General features: G+C 30.6%; 28 protein-coding genes. 18 read left to right on the plus strand and 10 right to left on the minus strand.

The window, feature by feature from the left end; genetic code table 11:
• Nucleotides 1-4: 4 nt before the first annotated feature.
• Entirely contained in the window at nucleotides 5-1,453 is a 1,449-nt protein-coding gene (locus ACEQT4_RS12890; RefSeq protein WP_370228230.1) for a S41 family peptidase, read from the minus strand.
• A gap of 110 nt (nucleotides 1,454-1,563) precedes the next feature.
• Here ACEQT4_RS12890 and ACEQT4_RS12895 point away from each other — a divergent pair, with 110 nt between their 5' ends.
• Genes ACEQT4_RS12895 through ACEQT4_RS12910 form a run of 4 tightly spaced genes read left to right on the plus strand, consistent with a single transcriptional unit; the run spans nucleotide 1,564 to nucleotide 3,661 of the window.
• Nucleotides 1,564-2,073 carry an RNA polymerase sigma factor gene (locus tag ACEQT4_RS12895; RefSeq protein WP_027878662.1) on the plus strand — a complete coding sequence of 170 codons (510 nt, stop codon included), beginning with the start codon at nucleotides 1,564-1,566 and terminating at the stop codon, nucleotides 2,071-2,073.
• Nucleotides 2,060-2,515, plus strand: a complete 456-nt coding sequence (locus tag ACEQT4_RS12900; RefSeq protein ID WP_027878663.1) for a hypothetical protein — start codon at nucleotides 2,060-2,062, stop codon at nucleotides 2,513-2,515. The genes ACEQT4_RS12895 and ACEQT4_RS12900 overlap by 14 nt, the downstream gene beginning before the upstream one ends.
• Nucleotides 2,516-2,546: 31 nt before the next feature.
• Nucleotides 2,547-3,113 carry a DUF4252 domain-containing protein gene (locus ACEQT4_RS12905; RefSeq protein WP_027878664.1) on the plus strand — a complete coding sequence of 189 codons (567 nt, stop codon included), beginning with the start codon at nucleotides 2,547-2,549 and terminating at the stop codon, nucleotides 3,111-3,113.
• Nucleotides 3,114-3,118: 5 nt separating this feature from the next.
• On the plus strand, nucleotides 3,119-3,661 hold the full coding sequence (locus ACEQT4_RS12910; RefSeq protein ID WP_370228233.1) for a DUF4252 domain-containing protein: 543 nt from the start codon (nucleotides 3,119-3,121) through the stop codon (nucleotides 3,659-3,661).
• Between the two features lie 248 nt (nucleotides 3,662-3,909).
• Here the strand turns inward: ACEQT4_RS12910 and purB are convergent, their stop codons facing one another.
• A complete protein-coding gene (gene purB / locus ACEQT4_RS12915; protein WP_370228235.1) occupies nucleotides 3,910-5,253 on the minus strand; it encodes an adenylosuccinate lyase in 1,344 nt (447 codons plus the stop codon).
• Nucleotides 5,254-5,338: 85 nt separating this feature from the next.
• On the minus strand, nucleotides 5,339-5,902 hold the full coding sequence (locus tag ACEQT4_RS12920; RefSeq protein WP_370228237.1) for an adenylosuccinate lyase: 564 nt from the start codon (nucleotides 5,900-5,902) through the stop codon (nucleotides 5,339-5,341).
• Between the two features lie 34 nt (nucleotides 5,903-5,936).
• Between ACEQT4_RS12920 and ACEQT4_RS12925 the strand changes: the two genes are divergently transcribed.
• The 3 genes from ACEQT4_RS12925 to ACEQT4_RS12935 all read left to right on the plus strand — a co-directional run bounded on the left by ACEQT4_RS12925 (nucleotide 5,937) and on the right by ACEQT4_RS12935 (nucleotide 9,352).
• Complete coding sequence (locus ACEQT4_RS12925) at nucleotides 5,937-6,413, plus strand: heme-binding domain-containing protein (protein ID WP_370228239.1); 477 nt, start codon at nucleotides 5,937-5,939, stop codon at nucleotides 6,411-6,413.
• 3 nt (nucleotides 6,414-6,416) lie between these two features.
• The gene (locus ACEQT4_RS12930; RefSeq protein WP_027878669.1) at nucleotides 6,417-7,652 is read left to right on the plus strand and encodes a glycosyltransferase; all 1,236 of its coding nucleotides are present in this window, start codon (nucleotides 6,417-6,419) and stop codon (nucleotides 7,650-7,652) included.
• A 62-nt stretch (nucleotides 7,653-7,714) separates the two neighbouring features.
• The gene (locus ACEQT4_RS12935) at nucleotides 7,715-9,352 is read left to right on the plus strand and encodes an ABC-F family ATP-binding cassette domain-containing protein (protein ID WP_370228241.1); all 1,638 of its coding nucleotides are present in this window, start codon (nucleotides 7,715-7,717) and stop codon (nucleotides 9,350-9,352) included.
• Nucleotides 9,353-9,355: 3 nt separating this feature from the next.
• On the opposite strand, the gene ACEQT4_RS12940 is transcribed toward ACEQT4_RS12935, so the two are convergent.
• Nucleotides 9,356-10,030: an NAD-dependent deacetylase gene (locus ACEQT4_RS12940; protein ID WP_370228243.1), complete on the minus strand. Its 675-nt coding sequence runs from the start codon at nucleotides 10,028-10,030 to the stop codon at nucleotides 9,356-9,358.
• Nucleotides 10,031-10,124: 94 nt separating this feature from the next.
• Between ACEQT4_RS12940 and ACEQT4_RS12945 the strand changes: the two genes are divergently transcribed.
• Nucleotides 10,125-10,946, plus strand: coding sequence for a hypothetical protein (locus tag ACEQT4_RS12945; protein ID WP_370228245.1), 822 nt, complete (start codon nucleotides 10,125-10,127; stop codon nucleotides 10,944-10,946).
• 67 nt (nucleotides 10,947-11,013) lie between these two features.
• Nucleotides 11,014-11,664 carry an RNA methyltransferase gene (locus tag ACEQT4_RS12950; protein ID WP_027878673.1) on the plus strand — a complete coding sequence of 217 codons (651 nt, stop codon included), beginning with the start codon at nucleotides 11,014-11,016 and terminating at the stop codon, nucleotides 11,662-11,664.
• Nucleotides 11,665-11,673: 9 nt separating this feature from the next.
• On the opposite strand, the gene ACEQT4_RS12955 is transcribed toward ACEQT4_RS12950, so the two are convergent.
• The 4 genes from ACEQT4_RS12955 to ACEQT4_RS12970 form a co-directional block, all read right to left on the minus strand.
• The gene (locus ACEQT4_RS12955; protein ID WP_027878674.1) at nucleotides 11,674-11,925 is read right to left on the minus strand and encodes a hypothetical protein; all 252 of its coding nucleotides are present in this window, start codon (nucleotides 11,923-11,925) and stop codon (nucleotides 11,674-11,676) included.
• 23 nt (nucleotides 11,926-11,948) lie between these two features.
• On the minus strand, nucleotides 11,949-12,794 hold the full coding sequence (locus tag ACEQT4_RS12960; protein ID WP_027878675.1) for a carboxypeptidase-like regulatory domain-containing protein: 846 nt from the start codon (nucleotides 12,792-12,794) through the stop codon (nucleotides 11,949-11,951).
• Nucleotides 12,795-12,881: 87 nt separating this feature from the next.
• Nucleotides 12,882-14,681, minus strand: coding sequence for a DEAD/DEAH box helicase (locus ACEQT4_RS12965; protein WP_106676855.1), 1,800 nt, complete (start codon nucleotides 14,679-14,681; stop codon nucleotides 12,882-12,884).
• Between the two features lie 204 nt (nucleotides 14,682-14,885).
• On the minus strand, nucleotides 14,886-15,461 hold the full coding sequence (locus ACEQT4_RS12970) for a non-canonical purine NTP diphosphatase (protein WP_027878677.1): 576 nt from the start codon (nucleotides 15,459-15,461) through the stop codon (nucleotides 14,886-14,888).
• A 132-nt stretch (nucleotides 15,462-15,593) separates the two neighbouring features.
• Between ACEQT4_RS12970 and hpf the strand changes: the two genes are divergently transcribed.
• Both hpf and ACEQT4_RS12980 read left to right on the plus strand, forming a co-directional pair.
• A complete protein-coding gene (gene hpf / locus ACEQT4_RS12975) occupies nucleotides 15,594-15,893 on the plus strand; it encodes a ribosome hibernation-promoting factor, HPF/YfiA family (RefSeq protein ID WP_370228249.1) in 300 nt (99 codons plus the stop codon).
• Between the two features lie 93 nt (nucleotides 15,894-15,986).
• On the plus strand, nucleotides 15,987-16,169 hold the full coding sequence (locus ACEQT4_RS12980) for a hypothetical protein (protein ID WP_370228251.1): 183 nt from the start codon (nucleotides 15,987-15,989) through the stop codon (nucleotides 16,167-16,169).
• Here ACEQT4_RS12980 and rlmH read toward each other — a convergent pair whose 3' ends face one another.
• On the minus strand, nucleotides 16,170-16,643 hold the full coding sequence (gene rlmH / locus ACEQT4_RS12985) for a 23S rRNA (pseudouridine(1915)-N(3))-methyltransferase RlmH (protein WP_027878680.1): 474 nt from the start codon (nucleotides 16,641-16,643) through the stop codon (nucleotides 16,170-16,172).
• Nucleotides 16,644-16,756: 113 nt separating this feature from the next.
• Here rlmH and nadC point away from each other — a divergent pair, with 113 nt between their 5' ends.
• The 4 genes from nadC to priA are packed head-to-tail and all read left to right on the plus strand — an operon-like array spanning nucleotide 16,757 to nucleotide 21,453.
• The gene (gene nadC / locus ACEQT4_RS12990; RefSeq protein ID WP_370228253.1) at nucleotides 16,757-17,617 is read left to right on the plus strand and encodes a carboxylating nicotinate-nucleotide diphosphorylase; all 861 of its coding nucleotides are present in this window, start codon (nucleotides 16,757-16,759) and stop codon (nucleotides 17,615-17,617) included.
• A 29-nt stretch (nucleotides 17,618-17,646) separates the two neighbouring features.
• Nucleotides 17,647-18,570: a YihY/virulence factor BrkB family protein gene (locus ACEQT4_RS12995; RefSeq protein WP_370228255.1), complete on the plus strand. Its 924-nt coding sequence runs from the start codon at nucleotides 17,647-17,649 to the stop codon at nucleotides 18,568-18,570.
• On the plus strand, nucleotides 18,567-18,980 hold the full coding sequence (locus ACEQT4_RS13000; RefSeq protein WP_036226872.1) for a DUF2147 domain-containing protein: 414 nt from the start codon (nucleotides 18,567-18,569) through the stop codon (nucleotides 18,978-18,980). Before ACEQT4_RS12995 ends, ACEQT4_RS13000 begins: the two co-directional genes overlap by 4 nt.
• Before the next feature lie 19 nt (nucleotides 18,981-18,999).
• The gene (priA, locus tag ACEQT4_RS13005) at nucleotides 19,000-21,453 is read left to right on the plus strand and encodes a primosomal protein N' (protein WP_370228258.1); all 2,454 of its coding nucleotides are present in this window, start codon (nucleotides 19,000-19,002) and stop codon (nucleotides 21,451-21,453) included.
• A gap of 68 nt (nucleotides 21,454-21,521) precedes the next feature.
• Here the strand turns inward: priA and ACEQT4_RS13010 are convergent, their stop codons facing one another.
• Entirely contained in the window at nucleotides 21,522-22,217 is a 696-nt protein-coding gene (locus ACEQT4_RS13010) for a LytTR family DNA-binding domain-containing protein (RefSeq protein ID WP_027878685.1), read from the minus strand.
• Nucleotides 22,218-22,431: 214 nt separating this feature from the next.
• Between ACEQT4_RS13010 and rpsF the strand changes: the two genes are divergently transcribed.
• From rpsF to rplI, 3 genes are read left to right on the plus strand one after another with little or no spacing between them, the layout of a single operon-like run.
• A complete protein-coding gene (gene rpsF, locus ACEQT4_RS13015; RefSeq protein ID WP_027878686.1) occupies nucleotides 22,432-22,770 on the plus strand; it encodes a 30S ribosomal protein S6 in 339 nt (112 codons plus the stop codon).
• Nucleotides 22,771-22,775: 5 nt separating this feature from the next.
• Entirely contained in the window at nucleotides 22,776-23,072 is a 297-nt protein-coding gene (gene rpsR / locus ACEQT4_RS13020) for a 30S ribosomal protein S18 (RefSeq protein ID WP_027878687.1), read from the plus strand.
• Nucleotides 23,073-23,087: 15 nt separating this feature from the next.
• The gene (gene rplI / locus ACEQT4_RS13025) at nucleotides 23,088-23,549 is read left to right on the plus strand and encodes a 50S ribosomal protein L9 (protein ID WP_027878688.1); all 462 of its coding nucleotides are present in this window, start codon (nucleotides 23,088-23,090) and stop codon (nucleotides 23,547-23,549) included.
• Nucleotides 23,550-23,679 lie beyond the last annotated feature (130 nt).

Raw genomic sequence — 23,679 nt, forward strand, 5'->3', positions numbered from 1 at the left:
TTGTTTAAAGCATTGGCACGTCATCCGGTTCTAAATACATATTTGTACCAGTTGGCGTGTGTTTGTTAGAATAGTCAAATAGTTCAATTTTATTTTCTATAATGGTTTCTCCTGTTCTTCCATTACCTGTTAGGTGTTGTATGGCTCTAGCTAAAAGCGGTTCGTCTTGTTGTCCTAAAACGCCTAAATTAGATAAACTTTCATCTAAAGATATATCTGGTGTTAAACCATTAGTATAGTCTGAAAAACCATCTGCATTTTCACTTCTTCCAACTAAAGGTTGCATTGCCCAAGTGTGATTAGGATTTATACTTCCGTTACAGTTTGTATTAGGTGGTAAAAAAGCACAGTCAGGATTGTCGTAAAGTGTTATTGAAAATTCATTTTTTCCTCTAGTTACATCTCCAATATGAATAACATCAATGTAAGGTTCTAGTGCGTTTATAACTAATTCGCTAGCAGAAGCAGAAGAGTTTTGAGCTAATATGTATACTTTATTAAGGTTTAAACTATTTATAGAATTTCCGTTAGAAAGCGTTTGAGTAAAGTATCGCGTAACATCTTCATCTGTAAAAGTAGATTGAATTTTGTTATTCCAAATTTGTTTTAAGTATACATCGTTAGTAGTGTTTCCTGTAATCATACTACCTAAATTAATAGCACTATTTACACTGCCACCAGGATTATACCTAAGGTCAAGCACTAATTCATCTACACCTTCAGCAACAAAATTTGCAAAGACTTGGTTAAGTTGTTGGTCGTAGTCACTTAAAAAACGGTTGTACATTAAATAACCTACTTTTATACCGTTTACTTCAAAAGTGTTAGAAATATAAATTGGATTTTCTTGATAGATTTGTTTTGTAAGCGTAATTTCTTCACCTGTCAAAATCAAGTTGTCATTATTATCTAGTTCTGCCAAACCAATAGTATAAACGTCGCTAGATATAAGACTTAAGTAATTATCTTCAGTTAATTGTGTTCCGTTTACGGTTAAAAAAATATCGCCACGTATAACGTTATTTTCAGAAGCACTAGAGTTTGGTAAAACGTATTGTACATAACCAAAAACATTTGGACCATTATCTATTAGTCCTAATCCAAAAGCCATACCGTTATTTTTGGATACGCCACTTAAAGAGCCACTTAAAGCAAAATAATCGTCAACAATCCAGCTAAAACGATCTTCATCACTTAAAAGTGAATAAAATAATTGGTTAGGCGAATCAAAGCTATTTAAAAAATTAATGTAGTCTGTATCGTTAGAAAATCTGTTGTCAGCCAAATCTGGAGCGCTATCGGTACCTTGCCAAAAGTACCATAAGTTTAGACCTTTCCATACAAAATCTTTAATCTCGGTATCAGAAATAGGATCATCATCAATATCACTAAAACAACTTGTTAGGGCAAGAAAAAGTAGCCCGATAACGGAAAATTTGTAATTCAATTTCATAGTTTTCTTTTCAATTTTTCTACTTAAAAGTACTTAATTTACAATCAAATAAAAAAACTTTGTAACAAAATTAATAGTTACTCGTCGTAATAGAAACCACCAAAACCAAAATGACACAGACTGAGTTTTTAAATACAGTAATGCCTTTTAAGGATAAAGTATTTCGTTTAGCAAAGCGATTACTTGTATCTAAAGAAGAAGCAGAAGATGCAACTCAAGAAGTGTTATTAAAGTTATGGAGAAATAAAGGTAAAATAAGCGATTATAAAAACGTAGAAGCGTTTTCTATGACCATGACAAAAAACTTTTGCTTGGATAAATTAAAGTCTAAACAAGCACAAAATTTAAAGATTGTTCATAGTAACTATCAAGATCATAAAGTAGCCTTGCAAAAACAAGTAGAGCTTAACGACAGTATGAGCTGGATAGCAAAAATAATTGAAGATTTACCAGAGCAACAAAAAATGGTCATACAACTTAGAGATATTGAGCAATATGACTTTGACGAAATAGCAAAAATGCTAGATATGAAACCTACAGCAATACGTGTAGCCTTATCTAGAGCAAGAAAAACAATAAGAGAACAACTAACAAAAACACATAGTTATGGTGTTAAATAAGATAGAAAAATTAATTGAAAAGTACGAAAACGGAGAAACAACGCTTAAAGAAGAAGCACAGTTAAAAGACTATTTTTCGCAAGAAACTGTAGCGCCTCATTTACAGCATTACAAAGCCATGTTTAATTACTTTTCTTTTAACCAGCAAGAAACCTTTACAAAACAACTTCCATTAAAAACTAAAACGAAATTTAATTATAAGTGGTTAAGTGTTGCAGCAGTAATTGCGTTGATGGTTGGGTTTTATTTTAATCAAAATGAAACTATTACAGAACAAGACAAACAAGATTATGAAAAAGCAAAATCATATTTACAGTTAGTATCTCAAACCCTTAATAAAGGGACTAAACAAGTAGAGTATTTAACCGCAATAAACCAAGCAGGTAAACAGGTTAACTATTTAAAAGAAATGAACAACCCAATAGAAAGAATTTACAAATAAAAACAAGATGAAAACAACTAAAACAAATACAATGAAAAAATCAATATTAATAGCAGTAATAGCATTATTAATGCTTCCATTATCAGGAATGGCTCAAAATGTTTTTGAAAAATATAGTGATAACGAAAACGTAACTTATGTTTCAATAAAGCCAAAAATGTTTCAAATGTTAGCAAAAATGGATATAAATACAGACGATCCAGAAGCGCAAGAATACATTAATATGGTAAATAGTATTACCAGTTTTAAAACTATGGCAACAGACGATAAAGATATTTCTTCAGATATTGTAAAATGGGTAAAATCAAGAAGCGCATCTTTAGAAGAACTTATGATGATTAAAGACGATGGTGTAAATATGACGTTTTATATTAAAGAAGGTAAAGACGAAGATCATGTAAGCGAATTATTAATGTTTGTTAATGGTTTAGAAGCTGTTACAAAAAACAGTAATATTGAAATTAACGGAAAAAAACGAAGTATAGAAACCGTAGTAATTAGCATAACAGGAGATATAGATTTAAATCAAATATCTAAACTTGCTAACAAAATGAATTTACCTGGTGGTGATGAATTAGAGAAAAAAAATAAAAAATAAACATCATGAAAAGCCAACTAAGATCAATACTAACCATACTTACTTTAGCACTGTTTTTTGTAAGTTGTAAAGATGAAAACTCTATACAAACCTATTTTGTAGATCATAAAGAGCAAGCAGAGTTTTTATCATTAGATTTATCTGCAAAGATGATAGATCTGTCTAAAGCAGATTTGTCACCAGAACAGAAAGAAGCCTATAACTCAGTTAAAAAATTAGATGTGTTAGCTTACCGTGTTAATGATGGAGATTTCGTAGCTTATGAACAAGAACTTCAAAAAGCAAAAAAAGTACTAAATAATGATAAGTACGAAGAGTTGATGGAGTTTAAAGATAATGGTATAAGTTTTAAAATAAGTACGATAGGTAATGAAAACACAGTAGACGAGTTTTTAGTACTAGCAAACTCAAAAGAAATGGGTTTTACATTTGTCAGAGTAATAGGTGATGAGATGAAACCAGAACAATTAGTAAAATTAATTACCGAATTTCAACACGCAGATGTTGATAATAACCAACTAAATCAATTATTTAATTATTTTAAATAATTAAGGTTTAAATGTTAATTAAAAAGGCTTATCTGTTTAGATAAGCCTTTTTTTATTTTTTTATTCTTTATCAAACGTCATCGTCTGGTTCTTTTTTAATTAAAATTAAATTAACAATAACAAGACAAAAAGAAATAAGTAAAGCACCAATAACAATAGGATTATATAACACATCAAATAAACCTCCTAAAAAAAATACTAGAAGGGTTATGGTTGCAAATAATATAGAAGTCTTGTCTTTAAACATTTTAAATTCCTGTATAGTTACTAGGTGTTATAGCTTTTAATTCATTTTTTATCGAATCATTTACGTCTAATGTATCAATAAAATTTGAAATAGAATTTTGGTTTATAGTTTCATTAGTTCTTGTTAAACCTTTTAAAGCTTCGTAAGGGTTAGGATAACCTTCGCGTCTTAAAATGGTTTGAATGGCTTCTGCAACTACAGCCCAATTGTTTTCTAAGTCATCAGCAAACTTTACTTCGTTTAAAAGTAATTTACCTAAACCTTTTAAAGTTGAAGCAAAGCCAATTAAAGTATGTCCAAATGGTACACCAACATTACGTAAAACAGTACTATCTGTAAGGTCGCGTTGTAATCTAGATATCGGTAATTTTGCAGAAAGATGCTCGAAAATAGCATTTGCAATACCTAGGTTTCCTTCAGAGTTTTCAAAATCTATAGGATTTACTTTATGTGGCATTGCGCTACTACCAACTTCTCCTTTTTTAATTTTTTGCTTAAAATAGTCCATAGACACATACGTCCAAATATCTCTATCAAGGTCAATTATAATGGTGTTGATGCGTTTTAAGCAGTCAAATAAAGCAGCCATGTGGTCATAATGCTCTATTTGAGTTGTTGGGAAAGAATGTTGTAAACCTAATTTTTCTTGAACAAAACTAGTCCCAAAAGCTTTCCAATCTATATTTGGATAAGCAACTTTGTGTGCGTTGTAATTACCTGTTGCACCACCAAATTTTGCAGCGCTTGGTATATCGTTAAGTAAGTTAAATTGCTCTTCAAGTCTCACAACAAAAACCATAATCTCTTTTCCTAATCGTGTAGGAGATGCTGGTTGACCGTGTGTTCTGGCAAGCATTGGTACATCTTTCCACTCTTCAGCAAGACGTTTTAATTCTTTTAAAACATTAAGGTATTCTGGTACGTAAGCATCATTCATTGCTTCTTTAATACTTAATGGTATTGCTGTATTATTAATATCTTGAGAGGTTAAACCAAAGTGAATAAATTCTTTATGATCACTTAGTCCAAGTGTATCAAACTTTTCTTTAATAAAGTATTCAACTGCTTTTACATCGTGGTTGGTTACTTTTTCTATGTCTTTGATGGCTTGCGCGTCTTCAGAAGAAAATTCTTTGTAAATTTTTCTTAGATCTTCAAATACAGATGTATTAACATCTTCTAGTTGAGGTAAAGGCACTTCACAAAGCGCAATAAAATATTCAATTTCAACTAAAACACGATATTTGATTAATGCTTCTTCAGAGAAAAAATCTTGTAACTTTTCTACTTTATTTCTGTATCTACCATCAATAGGAGAGATGGCATTTAATTGGCTTAAAGACATATTTTGCTTGTTTTTTTGAAAGGCATAAAGATAGTTTTTTAAGAGGAAGACAAAAATTAATCAGTCTATAATTTTTTCAAAAAAGTTAAGCTTTGATTTTTTTTAAAATGTGTCTTGCTCTAGCTTTAAAAGCGGCACTTTCATTATAAAAATCACGCTCTAATATAATAGCTAATTCTGGATGGATCCAATTAAATTCTTTTCCAAAAAGGTATAAAGTAGTCATAGAATACGCTTTTGGCGCTACTTTATAATCTCCAATCATATACTCAAAAGCAACTTCAATAATACGTTCTTTATGCGTTTGTGTTAAAGCGTCTTTTATTTTATTTTCTGTTTTAGAAAAGTAGGCGTTAGCTAAGTATTCGCAAATTTTAGCAACAGGTCTTACAGCTTGTTCTTTTTTAACCCGATGCATGTTTGTGGTAAATAGATCTAAATAAGGAATGATAACATTTAAATTATCCTTGCATACAAACTCTAAAACCCATGCTGCTCTTGGAGAGACTTTATCATCAACTTGCATTAAAATCTCAATAAGTTTTGGGATCAAACTACTGTCATTAATAACCATTTGGGCATAATACATTCTTTTTTCTCTAGAATGGTTAACGTAATTTAATTCTTTATAAAGCGTTTCTGTAGTCAAGATTTACTATTTTTAGCGTTTAAATTTAATTAAAATGAAAATAGTAAAGAAAATTCTAATAGCATTGCTTGTGGTTTTAGTTATTGCTCAATTTTTTTCACCAGATAAAAATACAGGAGATACTAAAGATCTTACTGCTTTTTTAGAAGAGACAAATCCAAATGAAGAGGTTAAAGCTATTTTAAAAAATACTTGTTTTGATTGTCATAGTAGTAATACAGTTTACCCATGGTATAGTAAAATTACACCAGTAAATTATTGGATGGCAGAACATGTAGAAGACGGAAAAAAACACCTAAACTTTTCTAAATGGTCAGAATATTCTGTAAAAAGAAAAGATCATAAATTTGAAGAATTAATAGAAGAAGTTGAAGAAAAAGAAATGCCTTTACCTAGCTATACTTTGTCCCATACAGAAGCAGATTTAAGTCCAGAACAAATTGAAGCTGTTGTTGCTTGGGCAAAAAAAGTACGCATGGGTTATGCATTGCAATCTATTCCTCAAAAATAATTAATGAGTAAAAAGTTATTAATCATAGGGTTTGTTTGGCCAGAACCTAAAAGTTCGGCTGCAGGTAGTAGGATGTTACAGCTTATTGAAATGTTTCAGCAAGCTGATTACAATATTACTTTTGCTACAACTTGTAGTAAAACAGATAACGCTTATGATCTTGAATCTATTAATATAAAAGTTGAAAGCATTAAGTTGAACGACTCTAGTTTTGATACTTTTATAAAAAAACTAAACCCAAATATTGTCCTTTTTGATCGTTTTATGACCGAAGAACAGTTTGGTTGGCGTGTTGCAGAACAATGTCCTGATGCTTTAAGGATTTTAGATACAGAAGATTTACATTTTTTAAGAAAAGGAAGACAACAAGCTTTAAAAGATCAAGCACTTTTTAATATTTCTTATTTACAAAATGATTTTGCAAAACGCGAAATTGCAAGCATTTTAAGATCAGATTTAAGTTTGATCATCTCTCAAGTAGAACAAGATATCTTAATAACACAGTTTAATATAAGCCCAAACTTACTGTATTATTTACCTTTTATGTTGGATCCAGTGTCTATTGAGGATCAAAAACAAGTTCCTAATTTTAAGCAACGTCAACACTTTGTAACCATTGGTAATTTTTTACATCAGCCTAACGAAGATGCGGTAAATTACCTTAAAACCGATATTTGGCCATTAATAAGAAAAGAATTGCCAAAAGCCGAAATGCATGTATATGGCGCATATGTATCACAAAAACATTTACAATTAAATGATCCTAAAAATGGATTTTTAATTAAAGGATTTGCCGAAGATGTTTCAGAAGTTGTAAAACAAGCCAAAGTACTTTTAGCACCATTACGCTTTGGTGCTGGTTTAAAAGGAAAAATTATTGATGCCATGAAAACAGGTACACCTTGTGTAACAACAACTATTGGAGCAGAAGGTATGTATGGCACATTAAAAGACACTAATGCTTTTATAGAAGATGATGCCAAAAATTTTGCTAAACAAGCAGTAGAACTTTATACCAACAAAATTTATTGGCGTGGTAAACAAAAAAATGGGTTTAGAATACTTAATACATTTTTTGACAAAAATATCTACTTAAAAGATACTATTGAAACTATAAAGCATATTGAAGCCGAATTACCGCTTCGTCGTCAAAAAAACTTCATAGGACAAATACTACAACATCATACACTACAAAGTAATAAGTATATGAGTAAGTGGATAGAAGAGAAGAATAAATAAAATAGAACATTACATTACTCTTTTTATTACTTTCGCAACCCTAAACTTATAGGATTATTTTTATGATTTCAGTAGATAATTTAGCTGTAGAATTTAGTGGTACAACGCTATTTAAAGACGTGTCTTTTGTTATAAACCCAACCGATAAAATTGCCCTTATGGGAAAAAACGGTGCAGGAAAATCTACAATGATGAAGATTGTTGCAGGTGTACAAAATGCAACTAGAGGACACGTGCGTACACCAAAAGATGCTGTAATCGCCTACTTACCACAGCATTTATTGACAGAAGATAATTGTACAGTTTTTGAAGAAGCAGCAAAAGCATTTAAACATGTTTTTGAAATGCGTGATGAAATGGACAAGCTAAATAAAGCATTAGAAACACGTACAGATTACGAAAGTGACGAGTATATGTCTATCATAGAAAAAGTGTCCGATTTAGGTGAAAAATATTATGCATTAGAAGATGTTAATTATGATGCCGAAGTAGAAAAAGCACTTAAAGGTTTAGGTTTTAAACAAGAAGATTTTACCCGTCAAACCAATGAGTTTTCTGGTGGTTGGCGTATGCGAATCGAGTTAGCAAAAATATTATTACAAAAACCAGATTTAATCCTGTTAGATGAGCCTACAAACCATATAGATATAGAGTCTGTAATTTGGTTAGAAGACTTTTTAGTTAACAAAGCCAATGCGGTTATGGTAATCTCTCACGATAGAGCATTTATTGATAATATCACCAATCGTACTATAGAAGTAACTATGGGACGTATTTACGACTATAAAGCCAATTACAGCCATTATATACAATTACGCGCAGATAGACGTAGCCATCAATTAAAAGCGTACCAAGAACAACAAAAATTTATAGCCGATAATATGGCGTTTATAGAGCGTTTTAAAGGCACATATTCTAAAACTAATCAAGTTGCTTCGCGCGAGCGTATGCTAGAAAAGTTAGAAATTATTGAAATTGACGAAATAGATAACTCTTCATTAAAATTACGTTTTCCGCCAGCACCAAGATCTGGAGATTATCCTGTTACTGTTAAAGACGTTTCAAAAGCATACGATAATAAAGTCGTTTTTAAAGATGCAAATATGTCTATAGCAAGAGGCGAAAAAGTCTGTTTTGTTGGAAGAAATGGTGAAGGAAAATCTACAATGATAAAAGCCATTTTAAACGAAATTGAAGTTGATGGTACTTGCCAATTAGGACACAATGTTAAAGTTGGTTATTTTGCTCAAAATCAAGCCTCTTTATTAGATGAAGAATTAACTATTTTTCAAACTGTAGACGAAGTTGCGCAAGGCGATATTAGAACACAAATAAAAAATATTTTAGGTCGTTTTATGTTTGCTGGTGATGATGTTGATAAAAAAGTTGGTGTATTATCTGGAGGAGAAAAAACCAGATTAGCAATGGTTAAATTGCTTTTAGAACCAGTTAACTTGTTGATTTTAGATGAGCCTACAAACCATCTAGATTTAAAATCTAAAGACGTTTTAAAAGAAGCACTTTTAGAGTTTGATGGTACATTAATTTTGGTGTCTCATGATCGTGACTTTTTGCAAGGCTTATCTCAAAAAGTATTCGAATTTAAAGATCAACGCGTTATAGAACATTTTGAAACTATAGATGCGTTCTTAGAGCGTAATCGTATAGAGCGAATAGCAGATATTAATCTTAATAAATAAGCACTAACGTATTTTATTTATAAAATCTTTAATACCTTCTGTAGCAGTTTTACCTATTACGGTTAAATTCTCTTTTGATGCTATTGAAGGTTTAGGATCTATATAAAACTTAGGAGTATTCTGCGCAGTGTAATGCATCAAACTAGCAGCAGGATAAACTTGTAAAGAGGTACCAATAATTAATAAAATATCGGCAGTTTGACAGATGCTAATAGCTTTTTCAAATAACGGAACATCTTCTCCAAACCAAACAATGTGTGGTCTTAATTGTATCCCGTTTTTATCTGTTGTACCTAAAACAATATCATCTTCCCAATGCACAACAGAAGTTTCATCAGCAATATTTCTTGCTTTAAATAGTTCACCATGTAAGTGAATTACATTACTGCTGCCTGCACGTTCATGTAAATCGTCTACGTTTTGAGTGATTATAGATACTTTAAAGTTGTTTTCAAGTTCGGCTAAAGTATTGTGCGCAGCATTTGGTTGTACAGTTTTTAATTGTCTTCTACGTTGGTTGTAAAATTCTAAAACTAAATTGGGATTACTAGCAAAACCTTGTGGAGAAGCTACTTTCATTACGTCATGTCCTTCCCACAAACCATTTTCGTCTCTAAAAGTTTTTAATCCGCTTTCTGCACTCATGCCAGCGCCAGTTAAAACTACAAGGTGTTTCATTTTTTTGTGTTATTTTAGCCAAGTAAATGCAGTTTAAGATAATGTCGCTTAAAATCTTAAACAATTAATTAAAACTAATCAATAATTTCAATCCATGGAAATCTTAAAAAAAATTTCAATACTATTTTCAATTTTTATTGTTTTCTCAAGTTGTACAAAAGATGATGTTGCAGAGAATGTAGAAATAGCTTCAAAAACATATCAATTACAATCTGCAAATGGTTATAGTGTTTCTGGGACTGCACGTTTTATAAATAATTCTAACGGAACTATAAGTGTAGAGTTAAATCTAACAGGAACACCATCTAACGCAATGTTACCAGCTTATATCCACTCTAATACAGCTGCTGAAACTGGTCCAATAAGCATTAGTCTAGTTCCTGCTAGCGGCGAGACTGGAGAAAGCTTTACAACTTTTAATACTAAAGATGACGGCACGCAAATTTCATATCAACAATTGCTAAATATGGATGGTTATTTGACTGTACGTGTAGATAGTAATAACTCTCAAATAGTAGCATATGTAGACATAGGTCAAAATGAGTTAACCCAAAATACAACAAGTTATACATTGCAAGAAGTAGATTTAGATGGCGTATCAGGAAACATAACTTTTACAGAGCGTATTAATGGTGAAGCTTTAGCTGTTTTTAACCTTTCTAATTTGCCATCTGGAGGATCTCATCCAGCTTATATATATTCTGGGAATATAGCAAATGCACCAGGTAATCTTATTTATACTTTTAATAATGTAGATGGGACAACAGGAAAAAGCTTTTCTAACATAGCAGAAGATGAAAACGGAAACCCATTACTTTATCAAGATCTACTAACTATTGACGCCTATGTAGATGTTGTTTTAAGTGAAACAACTACTAACTATCATTTAGCACAAGGAAATATAGGATCTAATTAGGCTTAAAATTTAAATATTAAAGCAAACCTGATAGCAAATAACTGTCAGGTTTTTTTATTTTTAACTCATGATAGATATTAAACTTTTAGAACATTTAGAAGGTTATTTAACAGAAAATCGTTTAGAGCGTTTTCATAAAGTACTAGACCAACGTACAAAGCATTTTACTGTAGCAACAGAAGATGTGTATCAATTACATAACACTAGTGCAGTAATACGTAGTTGTGATGTTTTTGGTATACAAGAAGTAAATATTGTAGAAGAGCAAAATACAAAGCGTATAGATAGAGAAATTGCAATGGGCGCACAAAAATGGGTTGATTTAAACCGCTATCATACAGTAAAAGATAGTATTAAAGATTTAAAAGCTAAAGGATATCAAATTGTAGCAACAACGCCACACACTAACGATTGTGATTTATCAGACTTTGATGTGACAAAAAAGTCGTGTTTTTTCTTTGGAAGAGAAACCGAAGGATTATCTGATGAGGTGTTACAACAAGCAGATGCTTATTTAAAAATACCAATGGTTGGCTTTACAGAAAGTTTAAATATATCTGTAAGTGCAGCAATAATCTTACAACACGTAACTAGTAAACTGAAAAAAACAGATATAAATTGGCAATTAACTGAAACAGAGAAGTTAGAAAAGCGTTTAGACTGGTGTAAAAAGACAATTAAAAGTTATGACGAAATTGTAGAACGATTTTATTCTTAGAGTATACTTTTATATATATTTAAAAAGTATAAAGCATGAAAATAAAGTAAGTGCAAAATTCCAAGGGTTTAATGCATACTTCTCAATATTTTCTTTTTTCCATAGCTTTTCTAATTTAATTATTTTGTTAAAGGTAATTAAGCTAAAGATGTTGAGAAAGATAAATTTTATAATTCCTCCAACCGATGCTATTAAAACAAAAAAAATCATAAACCCAAAACTTTCAAAAACTTCAAATAAATCAAAATTGTCTTTTTTCATATTTATTGAAATTTAATAAAAGACTAAAGACGTTTTTTTCGTGTTCTACTTAATACTTTATATTCTTCGTAGCATTCACTAATAGCATCTAATATTTGAAGATCGTTAGCGGTATTAATAAACTCTGCAGAATAGTTACATTGACTTACAATTTCATCTAAATCTACTTTTGTAACGCCAAGTAAAGCTGTAAGCATATCACGGTCAAAACGCTTAACTAAAGTATTACGGATGTTATCGTCCTCTTTCATCTTTTTAAGCTTATGTAACTCTCTTCCTTTTTTACTAAAGGTATTGTATAAAAAGTCAAGAGGATTAAAAATAGATCCTAACACTTTATTTATGGCATTAGGTTGTTTTTTTCCTGCTTCGTAACCTGTACTTAACCCACTAATACTATATCTGTAGTTGTTGTTTACATTTACTTGTTTGATATCTACTTCTAAATAACCTGTTAATTTAAGTTCGCTTACAACAACTTCTTCTAAAGCTAACGCCAGCTCGGTTAATGTAATGGTAGATTTTTCAATTTTATTAACCCAGTCGTTAGTTACTTTTACTTTTACAGATTTAAAACCAAGGTAAGATAAGTGTAATGTATCGTTAGCTACTGCGCGTAATTCAAATTCTCCTTTATTATTAGTTGCCGTACCAATAACTTGATTAAGGTTAACGATGTTTACGTTTTCTAATGGTTTTTTTGTGGTAGCATCAATAATTATCCCTTTAACGGTAGAATCTTTTTTTATTTGAGTAGAATCTACTGTTCTTGTTTGGGTAGTATTTTTATTATCTTTTTGTTTGTTGTCTTGAGCAAGACCAATCTGAATGCTAAATACTAAAATTAAAAGGGTAAAAAATGACTTCATGTAATTATTTAATGCTCTAAAAATAATAAAGAAAACGCTAATTGATAGCGTCTTCTTATATATTTGACTAAATATTAACAAAAAGGTTTAACGTCTAGAGCGTCTTGGTCTACCGTGTGTAGATTTAAATTCAGATTTATCTCTGTTGCTACGTTTACTTTTTTTGTTAGAGCTGTTAGAGTCTTCACTTCTTCTGCTGCGTCTTTCTCCTTTTGGTTTGTCGCTTCTTCGTCTACGGTCGTTTCCGCCATCACGACGTCTTCCTCCGCCACGTTTTCTGTCACGTCCACCACGATCTTCTGTGATTTCTACGTTTATAAAACGTCCGTTTTCTTTAAAATCTGTAAAGAAAGCTAATACTTTTTCTTGGTGTTCTTTTTCTGTGTTAAAGAAAGAGAAACTGTCTTTTACATCTACTTTAAAAACATCATCGCGACCAAGTTGTAAAGTGTCTCTTAAATAGTCTTTAAGTTTCATCCAATCATAACCGTCTTTTCTACCAACGTTTATGAAGAATCTTGTGCTATCTCCACTAGAAGATCTACTACTGTCTTGAGAAGAAGCTTCTACATTTAAGTTTTTAGAGTTTTTATAATAATTGAAGAAACGCGAAAACTCTACAGAAAAGAATTTTTTAATTAATTCTTCTTTAGATGTATCTTCAAAAATTTCGTTAATGCTTGGTAAGTAAGCATCAATTTCGTGATTCATTTCTGTGTTATGAACCTTATTTGCTAAAGACATTAATTGTACTTCGCAAATTTCCATACCATCAGGTAATTCTTTTTTATCAAATTCGCGTTTTATAATACGTTCAATGCTCTTAATTTTTCTTACCTCACTTTTAGAAACTATGACCATAGAAACACCAGTTTTACCAGCACGTCCAGTACGACCAGAACGGTGTGTATAGGTTTCAATTTCGTCAGGTAATTGGTAATTGATTACGTGTGTTACATCGTCTACATCAATACCACGAGCAGCAACATCTGTCGCAACAAGCATTTGTATTTGATTGTTTCTAAACGCTTTCATAACCAAATCACGTTGATTTTGACTTAAATCGCCGTGTAAAGCACCAGCATTGTAACCATCTTCAATAAGTTTTTCTGCAACTTTTTGTGTGTCTCTTTTTGTGCGACAAAATATTACCGAAAATATATCTGGATTAGCATCTGCTAATCGTTTTAAAGCTAAATAACGGTCACGAGAGTTTACTAAATAATACTCGTGTGATACGTTAGATGTACTTTCATTTTTATTACCAACAGTAACCTCTAAAGGATTACTCATAAAGTCTTTAGCAATTCTTGCTACTTCTTTAGGCATTGTTGCACTAAATAACCATGTGCTTTTGTCTACTGGTGTATCTTTTAAGATGTCATTAATGTCATCATAAAATCCCATGTTTAACATTTCATCAGCTTCATCTAAAACAGCATATTGAATTTTAGTGATGTCGACCAAGTTACGGCTAATCATATCTTTCATACGACCAGGTGTAGCTACAATAATTTGTGCGCCACGTTTAACTTGTCTTGCTTGTTCTGTAATACTAGATCCACCGTATATTGCAGTTACGTTAAGACCATTAAGGTACTTACCGTAAAGTTTCATTTCGTTGGTGATTTGTAAACAAAGCTCACGTGTTGGAGATAGTATTAATCCTTGTGTTGTACGACTGTTAACGTCAATTTTTTGTAACATAGGGAAACCAAAAGCTGCTGTTTTACCAGTACCTGTTTGTGCAAGTGCTACAAGATCGCGCTCGCTTTCTAAAAGTGTTGGGATTGCTTTTTGTTGAACTTCACTAGGTGTTTCAAAACCTAAGTCAGTAATGGCTTGAAGCAAATTAGCGTCAAGACCAAGTTGTTGGAATGTGCTCATTCTAAAATATAAGTATTCAATTGCATTATGTTGGTGTTACATATAGAAGCGAATTGAACAAACTTAAACCTAAAACTTCTAGTAACACATCCTCTCTCTGAGGAATTTTTATCTCAAAATAATTTGAGTTTCAGCGTGCAAAGATAGTCTTTTATTTGAGATTTAAATGTTTTGGTAAAATATTTAGTAAAGCTTTAATATATTCTAAATTTTATTTAAAAAATCAACTAACAATTTTACAGCCTTACCACGATGCCCGATTTTGTTTTTTAATTCTAAATCCATTTCGGCAAAAGTATCTTGATAACCTTTTGGTTTAAAAATAGGATCGTAACCAAAACCTTTTTCTCCATGTCTTTCAGTTGTGATTTCACCTTTGCAAATTCCGGTAAACGTTTCTAATGTATTGTTTAAATGTAGTGCAACAACTGTTTTAAACTGCGCATTTCTGTTCTGTTTATCTTTTAGATTATTAAGCAATAAATCCATATTATCGTTAGCATCACGTTGTGGTCCAGCGTAGCGTGCACTAAACACTCCAGGTTCGTTATTTAATGCTTCAACTTCTAGTCCGGTATCGTCTGCAAAACAGTCATATCCATAATTATTTTTAATGTACTCTGCTTTTTGGATGGCGTTACCTTCAATGGTGTTTTGGGTTTCTGGGATATCTTCAAAACACTGTATATCTTTTAAACTTAATAAAGTAATATGTTTTGGTATTAAACTTTGTACTTCTTTTAGCTTGTTTAAATTGTTGGTAGCGAAGACTAATTTCATCTTAAAAAAGGTTTACTACAAATGTAATTTAAATATGTGTATTTAAAGATTTCTGATATATGATTTATGTCATTTTTATCACGGATTATCTATATTATATTTGAGTATAGTTTAATACAAAACCCTAAAACAATGACGATAAATATTCAATACGTTCATATGTCTACTAGCGAAGCTATGAACACTTACGTAACTGAAAAACTAAATAATTTAAGTGAAAAATTTGATTGGATTATTAAAGCTGAAGTTCATTTTGAAAAAGAGCAACATGATCCAATAAAAGGTAAAATTTGTAAAATAGAATTAAGCGTACCTGGTCCACGAATCTTTGCTACTTCTAATGAGGATAATTACGAAAAAGCTGTAAAACATACTATTAAAGATTTAGAAAAACAACTTAAAAAGCGCAAGCATACATTTGTTAATCACTAATATTTAATTATACAGTTTAAAAGCTTATAAAACTTTTTTTATAAGCTTTTTGCTTTTTGTGTAACAATTTTAAAATTATGGCGTCAAACTAGTATGAAAAAATTAATTATAATCAATGCTATTATTTGGGCAACAGTAATTTTAGTATCTGCAATTTTGTTTAAGGATAGTGATAATTGGGATATCTTTTTTATTTTAATCATATCGTTATCAACCATTACAAATGGTTTATTAAATAGACAGTTTTGTAAACAAAAACAGTGTAAGATTAAGTAATTATCTATGGTGGTAAGGCTCATTTTTTAAAATGGTAAAACCTCTATAGAGCTGTTCTATCATAAATAAGCGTACCATTTGATGAGAGAATGTCATTTTAGATAAAGAAACTTTTCCTCTTGCTTTACTATATACTTCTGGACTAAAACCATATGGTCCGCCAATGACAAAAACCAGTTGCTTGATTCCAGAATTCATGTGCTTTTGTAAGTAATTAGCAAATTGTACGCTATCGTATTGTTTACCGTTTTCATCTAACAAAATTAAAATGTCTGTAGGTGTTATTTTTGATAAAATAAGATCGCCTTCTTTTTGCTTTTGTTGGTCTTCACTTAGGTTTTTTACCTTTTTTAAATCAGGAATTATTTCTAATTCAAATTTTATGTAAAATCCTAAACGTTTTGTGTAATCGTCAATAAGCTGTTGCAGTTGCTTATTGTCTGTTTTTCCTATAGCAAGTAGTTTTATAGTCATACGCAAATTTACACTTTATGAGTTATGATGTTTTAATTTCATCTAAAAAAATCATAAACCTATAATCGTAAAACGTCATTCAATTTATTATTTTTACACAAAACATTACAAACATGATCAGTCAAGCACAATTTGATAAAGAAATAGAGTTAATTATAGCTAATGCTATTAGAGAAGATGTAGGAGATGGCGACCATAGTAGTTTAGCATGTATACCTGCTTCTGCAGAAGGAAAAGCTAAACTTTTAGTAAAAGATGAAGGTATAATTGCAGGTGTAGAGTTTGCTAAAAAAGTTTTTCATTATGTTGATCCAAACATGAAAATAGAAACCTTGATTGAAGACGGAAGTCATGTTAAATATGGAGATATAGTGTTTTACGTAACAGGCGCATCGCAATCTATTTTAAAAGCAGAACGTTTAGTGTTAAACGCAATGCAGCGTATGAGTGCTATTGCTACAAAAACAAGAGAATTTGTAGATCTTTTAGAAGGTACAGGAACTAAAGTTTTAGACACACGTAAAACTACGCCAGGTATTAGAGCTTTAGAAAAATGGGCTGTAAAAATTGGAGGAGGAGAGAACCATCGTTTTGCGTTATACGATATGATTATGCTTAAGGATAATCATATAGATTTTGCTGGAGGTATCACAAAAGCAATAGATCAAACCAAGCAGTATTTAAAAGAGACTAATCGCGATTTAAAAATTATTGTTGAAGCTAGAGATTTAAATGAAATTAAAGAAATTTTAAAATCTGATGGTGTATATCGTATTTTAATTGATAACTTTAATTACGAAGATACTAGAGAAGCTGTAAAGCTTATAGGCGGTAAATGCTTAACCGAAAGCTCTGGAGGAATTAACGAAAATACGATTAGAGATTATGCACTTTGCGGTGTTGATTACATCTCTTCTGGAGCATTAACACATTCTGTTTACAATAAAGATTTAAGTTTAAAAGCAGTTGAGTAGTAAATTAAAAATAAAGACTAAATTATTTTATGTCAAAAGCGATAGAGGATAAGCTAAATAAAATTCCTGTAGTTAACATAATTGTTAGGTTATTAGGTAAAATCAAACTACCAGGATTAGAAGGTTTATCGCTTTATGATTTATTAGAATTGTACGTTATTGGTATAGCAAAAGGCGCATTAACAGCAAGAGCAAGTGCTATAGCTTATAGCTTTTTTATGGCGTTGTTTCCTTTTTTATTATTTATTTTAATAGTAATTCCTTTTGTTCCAATAGACGATTTTCAAACCGATTTTTTAGTTTTCTTAGAGTCCTTTTTACCAGCAACAACTACAGATTTTTTTTATGAAAATATCTTTAATAACATAGAAGGAAATAAGGAAGGATTAATTTCATCTGTGTTTGTATTATCTATTTTTTTAATGGCAAATGGCGTTAATGCCTTATTTTCAGGTTTTGAAAATTCTTATCATGAACAATTATCCAGAAATGTTATTAAACAATATTTATATGCGCTAGGAATAGCTTTAATATTAAGTTTTTTACTAATTGTAACTGTAGTAGTATTAGGGTATTTTCAAATTTATGTCATGTCTACTTTTGAGGGATATATAGGTTCTAGAAATACAGATTTTTGGGCTAATTTTGCACAATATATTTTCTTTGTTTTAATGGTATATTTGGCAACTGCAGTATTATATTACTTTGGTACTGCAGAAGGTAAGACCTCCAAGTTTTTTTCGGTAGGAGCATTATTTACTACCATTTTAATTATGTTAACCTCATATTTATTTGGTATTTATATAGAAAATTTTGCAAAGTATAATGAACTTTATGGCTCAATCGGTGCATTACTAATATTGCTTTTTTATCTTTGGTTAAATGCCAATATTTTATTGCTAGGTTTTGAGTTAAATATTTCACTTAAACAATTAAGAAAAAGTTTTAAATGATAAAACACATCACATTATTACTATTGTTTTTCAGTCTATCAATGTCTGCTCAAGATATTTTTGGTAATTGGCAAACAATAAATGATAAAGGTGAAAAAAAGTCTACAGTAAAGATTTATGAAGAAAATGGAGTTGTTTACGGAAAAATAATACAAATTAATGACCAGTCTAAAGTAAATGCTTTATGTACAAAATGCGAAGGTGATGATAATAACAAACCTATTTTAGGTTTAATCATCATAAAAGATGCAGTTAAAGACGGTAAATATTATAAAGGCGGAACTATTTTAGATCCTCAAAACGGAAATACCTATAAACTAAGATTAGCAATAAACGATAAAGGTCAACTTCAAGTAAGAGGTTATTTAGGATTTATATACTCTACACAATATTGGGAAAAAGTAAAATAACTTTTAAAACTAAATCAAATTGCATTTTATAGACGTCATTTTACCAATTCCGTTAGAAAAACGCTTTACTTATAATATAACACAAGCAGAAAGTGAGTTTTTGCAAGTAGGAATGCGTGTGTCAATTCCTTTTGGTAAAACTAAAATCTACACAGGTATTGTTGCAAATATCCATCAAACTGCACCTTTAGTTTATGATGCTAAAGAAATCCATCAAATTTTAGATGAAGCTCCAATCGTTACCCAACAACAACTTAGGTTATGGCAATGGATAGCTAAATATTATATGTGTACAGAAGGCGAAGTCATGCGTGCAGCCTTACCAAACGCTTTTTTGTTAGAAAGTGAAACTATAATAAGCCCAAATAAAACATCTGTAATTAATGAAGAAGATTTAAAAGATGATGAGTTTTTAATTTACGAAGCTTTGCAACATCAATCGTCGTTAAAAATTCAAGATATATCTAACATTTTAGATAAAAAAAATGTGCTTCCTGTAGTTAAACGTTTGGTCGAAAAAGAAGCAGTAATCCTCAATGAAGAAATTTACGAAAAGTATAAGCCAAAATACGTTAGATACGTAAAGTTAAGTAGCAAGTATGCTTCTGAAGCTGAGTTAAATTCGCTTTTAGACAATTTAAACAAAAATGCAACCAAACAAAAAGAGGTTATTTTAAATCTCTTTACTATATCTGCAAGAACAAAAAAACCGGTTAAAGTTTCAGAGTTGATAGAAGTTAGTAAGACTACATCTTCAACCATTAAAACGTTGGTAGATAAAAATATTTTAGAAGAATATCATATTCAAACCGATCGTGTACAATATAATGGAGAAGAAAACTCAGAAAGTAAGCAGTTAAATCAATATCAGACAGAAGCTTTACAACAAATAAAAAATCAATTTAAAAACCAAAACGTTGTGTTGTTACATGGTGTAACATCTTCAGGGAAAACAGAAGTTTATGTAAAGCTAATTGAAGATATAATAGCTGAAGGAAAACAAGCCTTGTATTTACTTCCTGAAATTGCATTAACTACACAATTGGTTAGTCGTTTACAAGATTATTTTGGAGAGCAAGTAGCTGTTTTTCATAGTAAATATTCAGCGCATGAACGTGTTGAGGTTTATAATAATGTGCTACATAATTCCGCGAAAGCGAAAATAATTTTAGGAGCACGATCATCCATATTTTTACCATTTGATAATTTAGGGTTAATCATAGTAGATGAAGAGCATGAGCAATCTTTTAAACAATTTGATCCAGCACCACGTTATCACGCACGTGATTCTGCAGTTGTGTTAGCATCATTTTTCAAGGCAAAAATTTTATTAGGAAGCGCTACGCCAAGCTTAGAAAGTTATCATAATGCACAAGAAAAAAAATATGGATTAGTCCAAATAAATAGACGTTATAATAATGTACAAATGCCAGATATAGAATTGGTAGATCTAAAAGATAAGTACAAAAAAAAGCGTATGAAAGGTCATTTTTCTGACCGCTTGATTGAAGAAATTACAGAAACTTTAAAAGAAGGGTATCAAGTTATTTTGTTTCAAAATAGACGAGGTTATTCTCCAATTGTAGAGTGTACAACTTGTGGTCACTCGCCACAATGTCCAAATTGCGATGTTAGTTTAACTTATCATCAATATCGTAAACAATTACGTTGTCATTATTGTGGTTATGGTATTGCTATGCAGCAAAAATGTATTGCTTGTGGCACACCAGATTTAGATACTGTAGGATTTGGTACAGAGCAAATAGAAGCTGAGATAAAAGAATTATTTCCAGATTTTAAAGTAGCAAGAATGGACTTAGATACCACACGAGGAAAATTTGGTTACGAGAAGATTATTACCGCTTTAGAGCAACAAGAAATTGATATTTTAGTTGGTACACAAATGCTTACCAAGGGTTTAGATTTTAGAAATGTTAAACTAGTTGGTATAATGAATGCTGATAACATGTTAAATTTTCCTGACTTTAGAGCGCATGAGAGAAGTTTTCAATTAATGCTACAAGTATCAGGTCGTGCAGGACGTACAGACAAAAGAGGTAAAGTTTTGATACAAACTTATAATCCGTATCATAAAATTTTACAGCAAGTGTCTACAAATGATTATGTAGGTATGTTTAAAGAGCAGTTAGAAGAGCGATATAATTATAAATATCCACCATTTTATAGATTAATAAAAATTACTTTAAAACATCGTGATTATAATAAAGTTAATTTGGCTGCAGATTGGTTAGCTAAAGCATTGGTACAATTGTTTAAAAATAATGTTTTAGGACCTGAGTTTCCGCCAGTATCAAGAATTCGTAATCAGTATCATAAAAACATTTTAATTAAAATACCTCAAGGTCAACATCTAGGTAAAACAAAAGAAGCCATAAAACGTGTAGAAACTACTTTTAATGCAATAGGAGATTTTAAAGCTGTACGTTTAATAATGAATGTGGATAATTATTAAGTGTAATCCAAAAAAAATCACATTTCAAAAAAGAAACAGGATTTTAATTTTTATAGTAGAGTAGTAGTTTATATGCTATTTAAAGCTTCAACTAGTTGTGTTTTTTTATTTCTACTTAACGGTATTTCGTAAGCGCCAACTTCAACATTTTTACTATTAAATCTGTCTATTTTATCAAGGTTGACAATATAAGATTTGTGTATTCTTAAAAACTTACCTTCAGGTAGTTCTTTTTCAAAAGCTTTCATAGTAGATAGGACAACAAGGCTAGTATCTTCTGTAACTAATTTAACATAGTCACCTAAGGCTTCAATCCATTTAATGTCCTTAATATAAACCTTACGTTTTTTTAGATTACTTTTTACAAAAATATGTTCGCCTTCTTCTTGACTAAAGTCTTGTTTAAGTTTGTGTTGCTCAACAGCTTTTTCTACAGCTTGATTAAAACGATCTCTAGAGATTGGCTTTTGTAAGTAATCTGTAGCATCGTAATTAAAAGCTTTAAAAGCATACTCGGTTTTTCCTGTAACAAAAATAATTTGAGGCTTATTATTTAAAACGTCCAGAAGCTCAAAACCATTAAGAACAGGCATTTCTATATCTAAAAAGATAAGATCTACCTTATGGGTGTTTAATCCATTTTTGGTTTCTAAAGCGCTGCTGTATTCAGCAATTAGATTAAGGTTGTTGTTGCCTTCAATAAGTTTTACAATAGACAATCTTTGTATTGCCGAGTCATCTACAACTACACAATTTAGTATCATAGCGTAAGTGTTAAGGTTAAGTTATCGACAATAGTACAAAAAATACGGATTAAAACCAAAAAACATCGGTAAAATGATTTTTTTAACATAAAAATAAAATCATTCGAATATACATTTAAAAAGTCGTTTAACAGAAATATTTACAAGAGTATTGTGTTATTAAATAAAAAGAATTACTTTTGCACTCATTTTTAACACAATAAAATAGATTTTTATGAATCATTATGAAACTGTTTTCATCTTAAATCCCGTTTTATCTGAAACACAGATAAAGGAGACAGTAAAGAAATACGAAGATTTTCTTGTTTCTAGAGGAGCTAAGATGGTATCGAAAGAAGATTGGGGACTAAAAAAATTAGCTTACCCTATTCAAAACAAAAAAAGTGGTTTTTATCACTTATTTGAGTACCAAGTAGAAGGAGAAGTAATAGAGCCTTTAGAGTTAGAATTTAGACGTGACGAGCGTTTTATGCGTTATTTAACTGTAGCAATGGACAAGCACGCTGTTGCATGGGCAGAACGTAGAAGAGAAAAACTTAAACAAAAAGCGTAATCATCATGGCAAGTATCGAACAACAAGCAAAAGGAAAAAAAGAAGGAGAAATTAGATATTTAACTCCTTTAAATATAGAAACTAACAAGACTAAAAAGTATTGTCGTTTTAAAAAGTCTGGTATTAAGTATGTAGATTACAAAGATGCAGACTGGTTATTAAACTTTGTAAACGAGCAAGGTAAAATTTTACCAAGACGTTTAACAGGTACTTCTTTAAAATACCAAAGAAAAGTATCTGTAGCTGTAAAAAGAGCTCGTCACTTAGCTTTGTTACCATACGTAACAGATTTATTAAAATAAAATTATCATAACACAATGGAACTTATATTAAAACAAGACGTTGAAAACGTAGGATTTAAAGACGATGTTGTAACGGTAAAGAACGGTTATGGTAGAAACTTCTTAATCCCGACAGGACAAGCAATTTTAGCAACAAAATCTGCTAAAAAGGCATTAGAGGAAACTTTAAAGCAACGTGCATTTAAAGACAAAAAAGTAATTGAAGAAGCTAACAAAACGTTAGAAGCTTTAAAACAATTAGATATAAAAATAGCTGCAAAAGCTACAGAAGGAGCATCTGCAGGAGATAAATTATTTGGTTCTGTAACTAAATTAGATTTAGTAGAAGCATTTGAAAAAGAAGGACATACTGTAGATAAGAAGTATGTTTCTATCGTTGGAGGTAATATTAAACGTTTAGGTCTATATACGGCTACTGTACGTTTACACCGTGAAGCATCTACAGATATCGAATTTGAAGTAGTAGCACAATCTTAAAATGTGTTAACAAAAAGTTAATAAATTTTAAATAAAATTTAAAGCCACCTTTTTAAGGTGGCTTTTTTTGTGTTAATTTTGCGATGTATTTATTATGCATGCATAATAAAATGAAATTAATTAACTAATT

This window comes from Mesoflavibacter sp. (genome assembly GCF_964226795.1).
Taxonomy (GTDB): Bacteria; Bacteroidota; Bacteroidia; order Flavobacteriales; family Flavobacteriaceae; genus Mesoflavibacter; species Mesoflavibacter zeaxanthinifaciens.

Excerpts from the sequence above, each read along its gene's own strand:
- ACEQT4_RS12945 (WP_370228245.1), top strand. The coding sequence starts at position 10,125 with ATGGAAATCTTAAAAAAAATTTCAATACTATTTTCAATTTTTATTGTT.
- hpf (WP_370228249.1), top strand. The coding sequence starts at position 15,594 with ATGACGATAAATATTCAATACGTTCATATGTCTACTAGCGAAGCTATG.
- ACEQT4_RS12965 (WP_106676855.1), bottom strand. The coding sequence starts at position 14,681 with ATGAGCACATTCCAACAACTTGGTCTTGACGCTAATTTGCTTCAAGCC.
- ACEQT4_RS12980 (WP_370228251.1), top strand. The coding sequence starts at position 15,987 with ATGAAAAAATTAATTATAATCAATGCTATTATTTGGGCAACAGTAATT.
- rpsF (WP_027878686.1), top strand. The coding sequence starts at position 22,432 with ATGAATCATTATGAAACTGTTTTCATCTTAAATCCCGTTTTATCTGAA.
- ACEQT4_RS12925 (WP_370228239.1), top strand. The coding sequence starts at position 5,937 with ATGAAAATAGTAAAGAAAATTCTAATAGCATTGCTTGTGGTTTTAGTT.
- ACEQT4_RS12900 (WP_027878663.1), top strand. The coding sequence starts at position 2,060 with ATGGTGTTAAATAAGATAGAAAAATTAATTGAAAAGTACGAAAACGGA.
- ACEQT4_RS12930 (WP_027878669.1), top strand. The coding sequence starts at position 6,417 with ATGAGTAAAAAGTTATTAATCATAGGGTTTGTTTGGCCAGAACCTAAA.
- nadC (WP_370228253.1), top strand. The coding sequence starts at position 16,757 with ATGATCAGTCAAGCACAATTTGATAAAGAAATAGAGTTAATTATAGCT.
- ACEQT4_RS12940 (WP_370228243.1), bottom strand. The coding sequence starts at position 10,030 with ATGAAACACCTTGTAGTTTTAACTGGCGCTGGCATGAGTGCAGAAAGC.
- ACEQT4_RS12955 (WP_027878674.1), bottom strand. The coding sequence starts at position 11,925 with ATGAAAAAAGACAATTTTGATTTATTTGAAGTTTTTGAAAGTTTTGGG.
- ACEQT4_RS12970 (WP_027878677.1), bottom strand. The coding sequence starts at position 15,461 with ATGAAATTAGTCTTCGCTACCAACAATTTAAACAAGCTAAAAGAAGTA.
- rlmH (WP_027878680.1), bottom strand. The coding sequence starts at position 16,643 with ATGACTATAAAACTACTTGCTATAGGAAAAACAGACAATAAGCAACTG.
- ACEQT4_RS12950 (WP_027878673.1), top strand. The coding sequence starts at position 11,014 with ATGATAGATATTAAACTTTTAGAACATTTAGAAGGTTATTTAACAGAA.
- ACEQT4_RS12995 (WP_370228255.1), top strand. The coding sequence starts at position 17,647 with ATGTCAAAAGCGATAGAGGATAAGCTAAATAAAATTCCTGTAGTTAAC.
- ACEQT4_RS13010 (WP_027878685.1), bottom strand. The coding sequence starts at position 22,217 with ATGATACTAAATTGTGTAGTTGTAGATGACTCGGCAATACAAAGATTG.
- ACEQT4_RS12910 (WP_370228233.1), top strand. The coding sequence starts at position 3,119 with ATGAAAAGCCAACTAAGATCAATACTAACCATACTTACTTTAGCACTG.
- ACEQT4_RS12890 (WP_370228230.1), bottom strand. The coding sequence starts at position 1,453 with ATGAAATTGAATTACAAATTTTCCGTTATCGGGCTACTTTTTCTTGCC.
- ACEQT4_RS12960 (WP_027878675.1), bottom strand. The coding sequence starts at position 12,794 with ATGAAGTCATTTTTTACCCTTTTAATTTTAGTATTTAGCATTCAGATT.
- rplI (WP_027878688.1), top strand. The coding sequence starts at position 23,088 with ATGGAACTTATATTAAAACAAGACGTTGAAAACGTAGGATTTAAAGAC.
- purB (WP_370228235.1), bottom strand. The coding sequence starts at position 5,253 with ATGTCTTTAAGCCAATTAAATGCCATCTCTCCTATTGATGGTAGATAC.
- rpsR (WP_027878687.1), top strand. The coding sequence starts at position 22,776 with ATGGCAAGTATCGAACAACAAGCAAAAGGAAAAAAAGAAGGAGAAATT.
- ACEQT4_RS12895 (WP_027878662.1), top strand. The coding sequence starts at position 1,564 with ATGACACAGACTGAGTTTTTAAATACAGTAATGCCTTTTAAGGATAAA.
- ACEQT4_RS12935 (WP_370228241.1), top strand. The coding sequence starts at position 7,715 with ATGATTTCAGTAGATAATTTAGCTGTAGAATTTAGTGGTACAACGCTA.
- ACEQT4_RS13000 (WP_036226872.1), top strand. The coding sequence starts at position 18,567 with ATGATAAAACACATCACATTATTACTATTGTTTTTCAGTCTATCAATG.
- ACEQT4_RS12905 (WP_027878664.1), top strand. The coding sequence starts at position 2,547 with ATGAAAAAATCAATATTAATAGCAGTAATAGCATTATTAATGCTTCCA.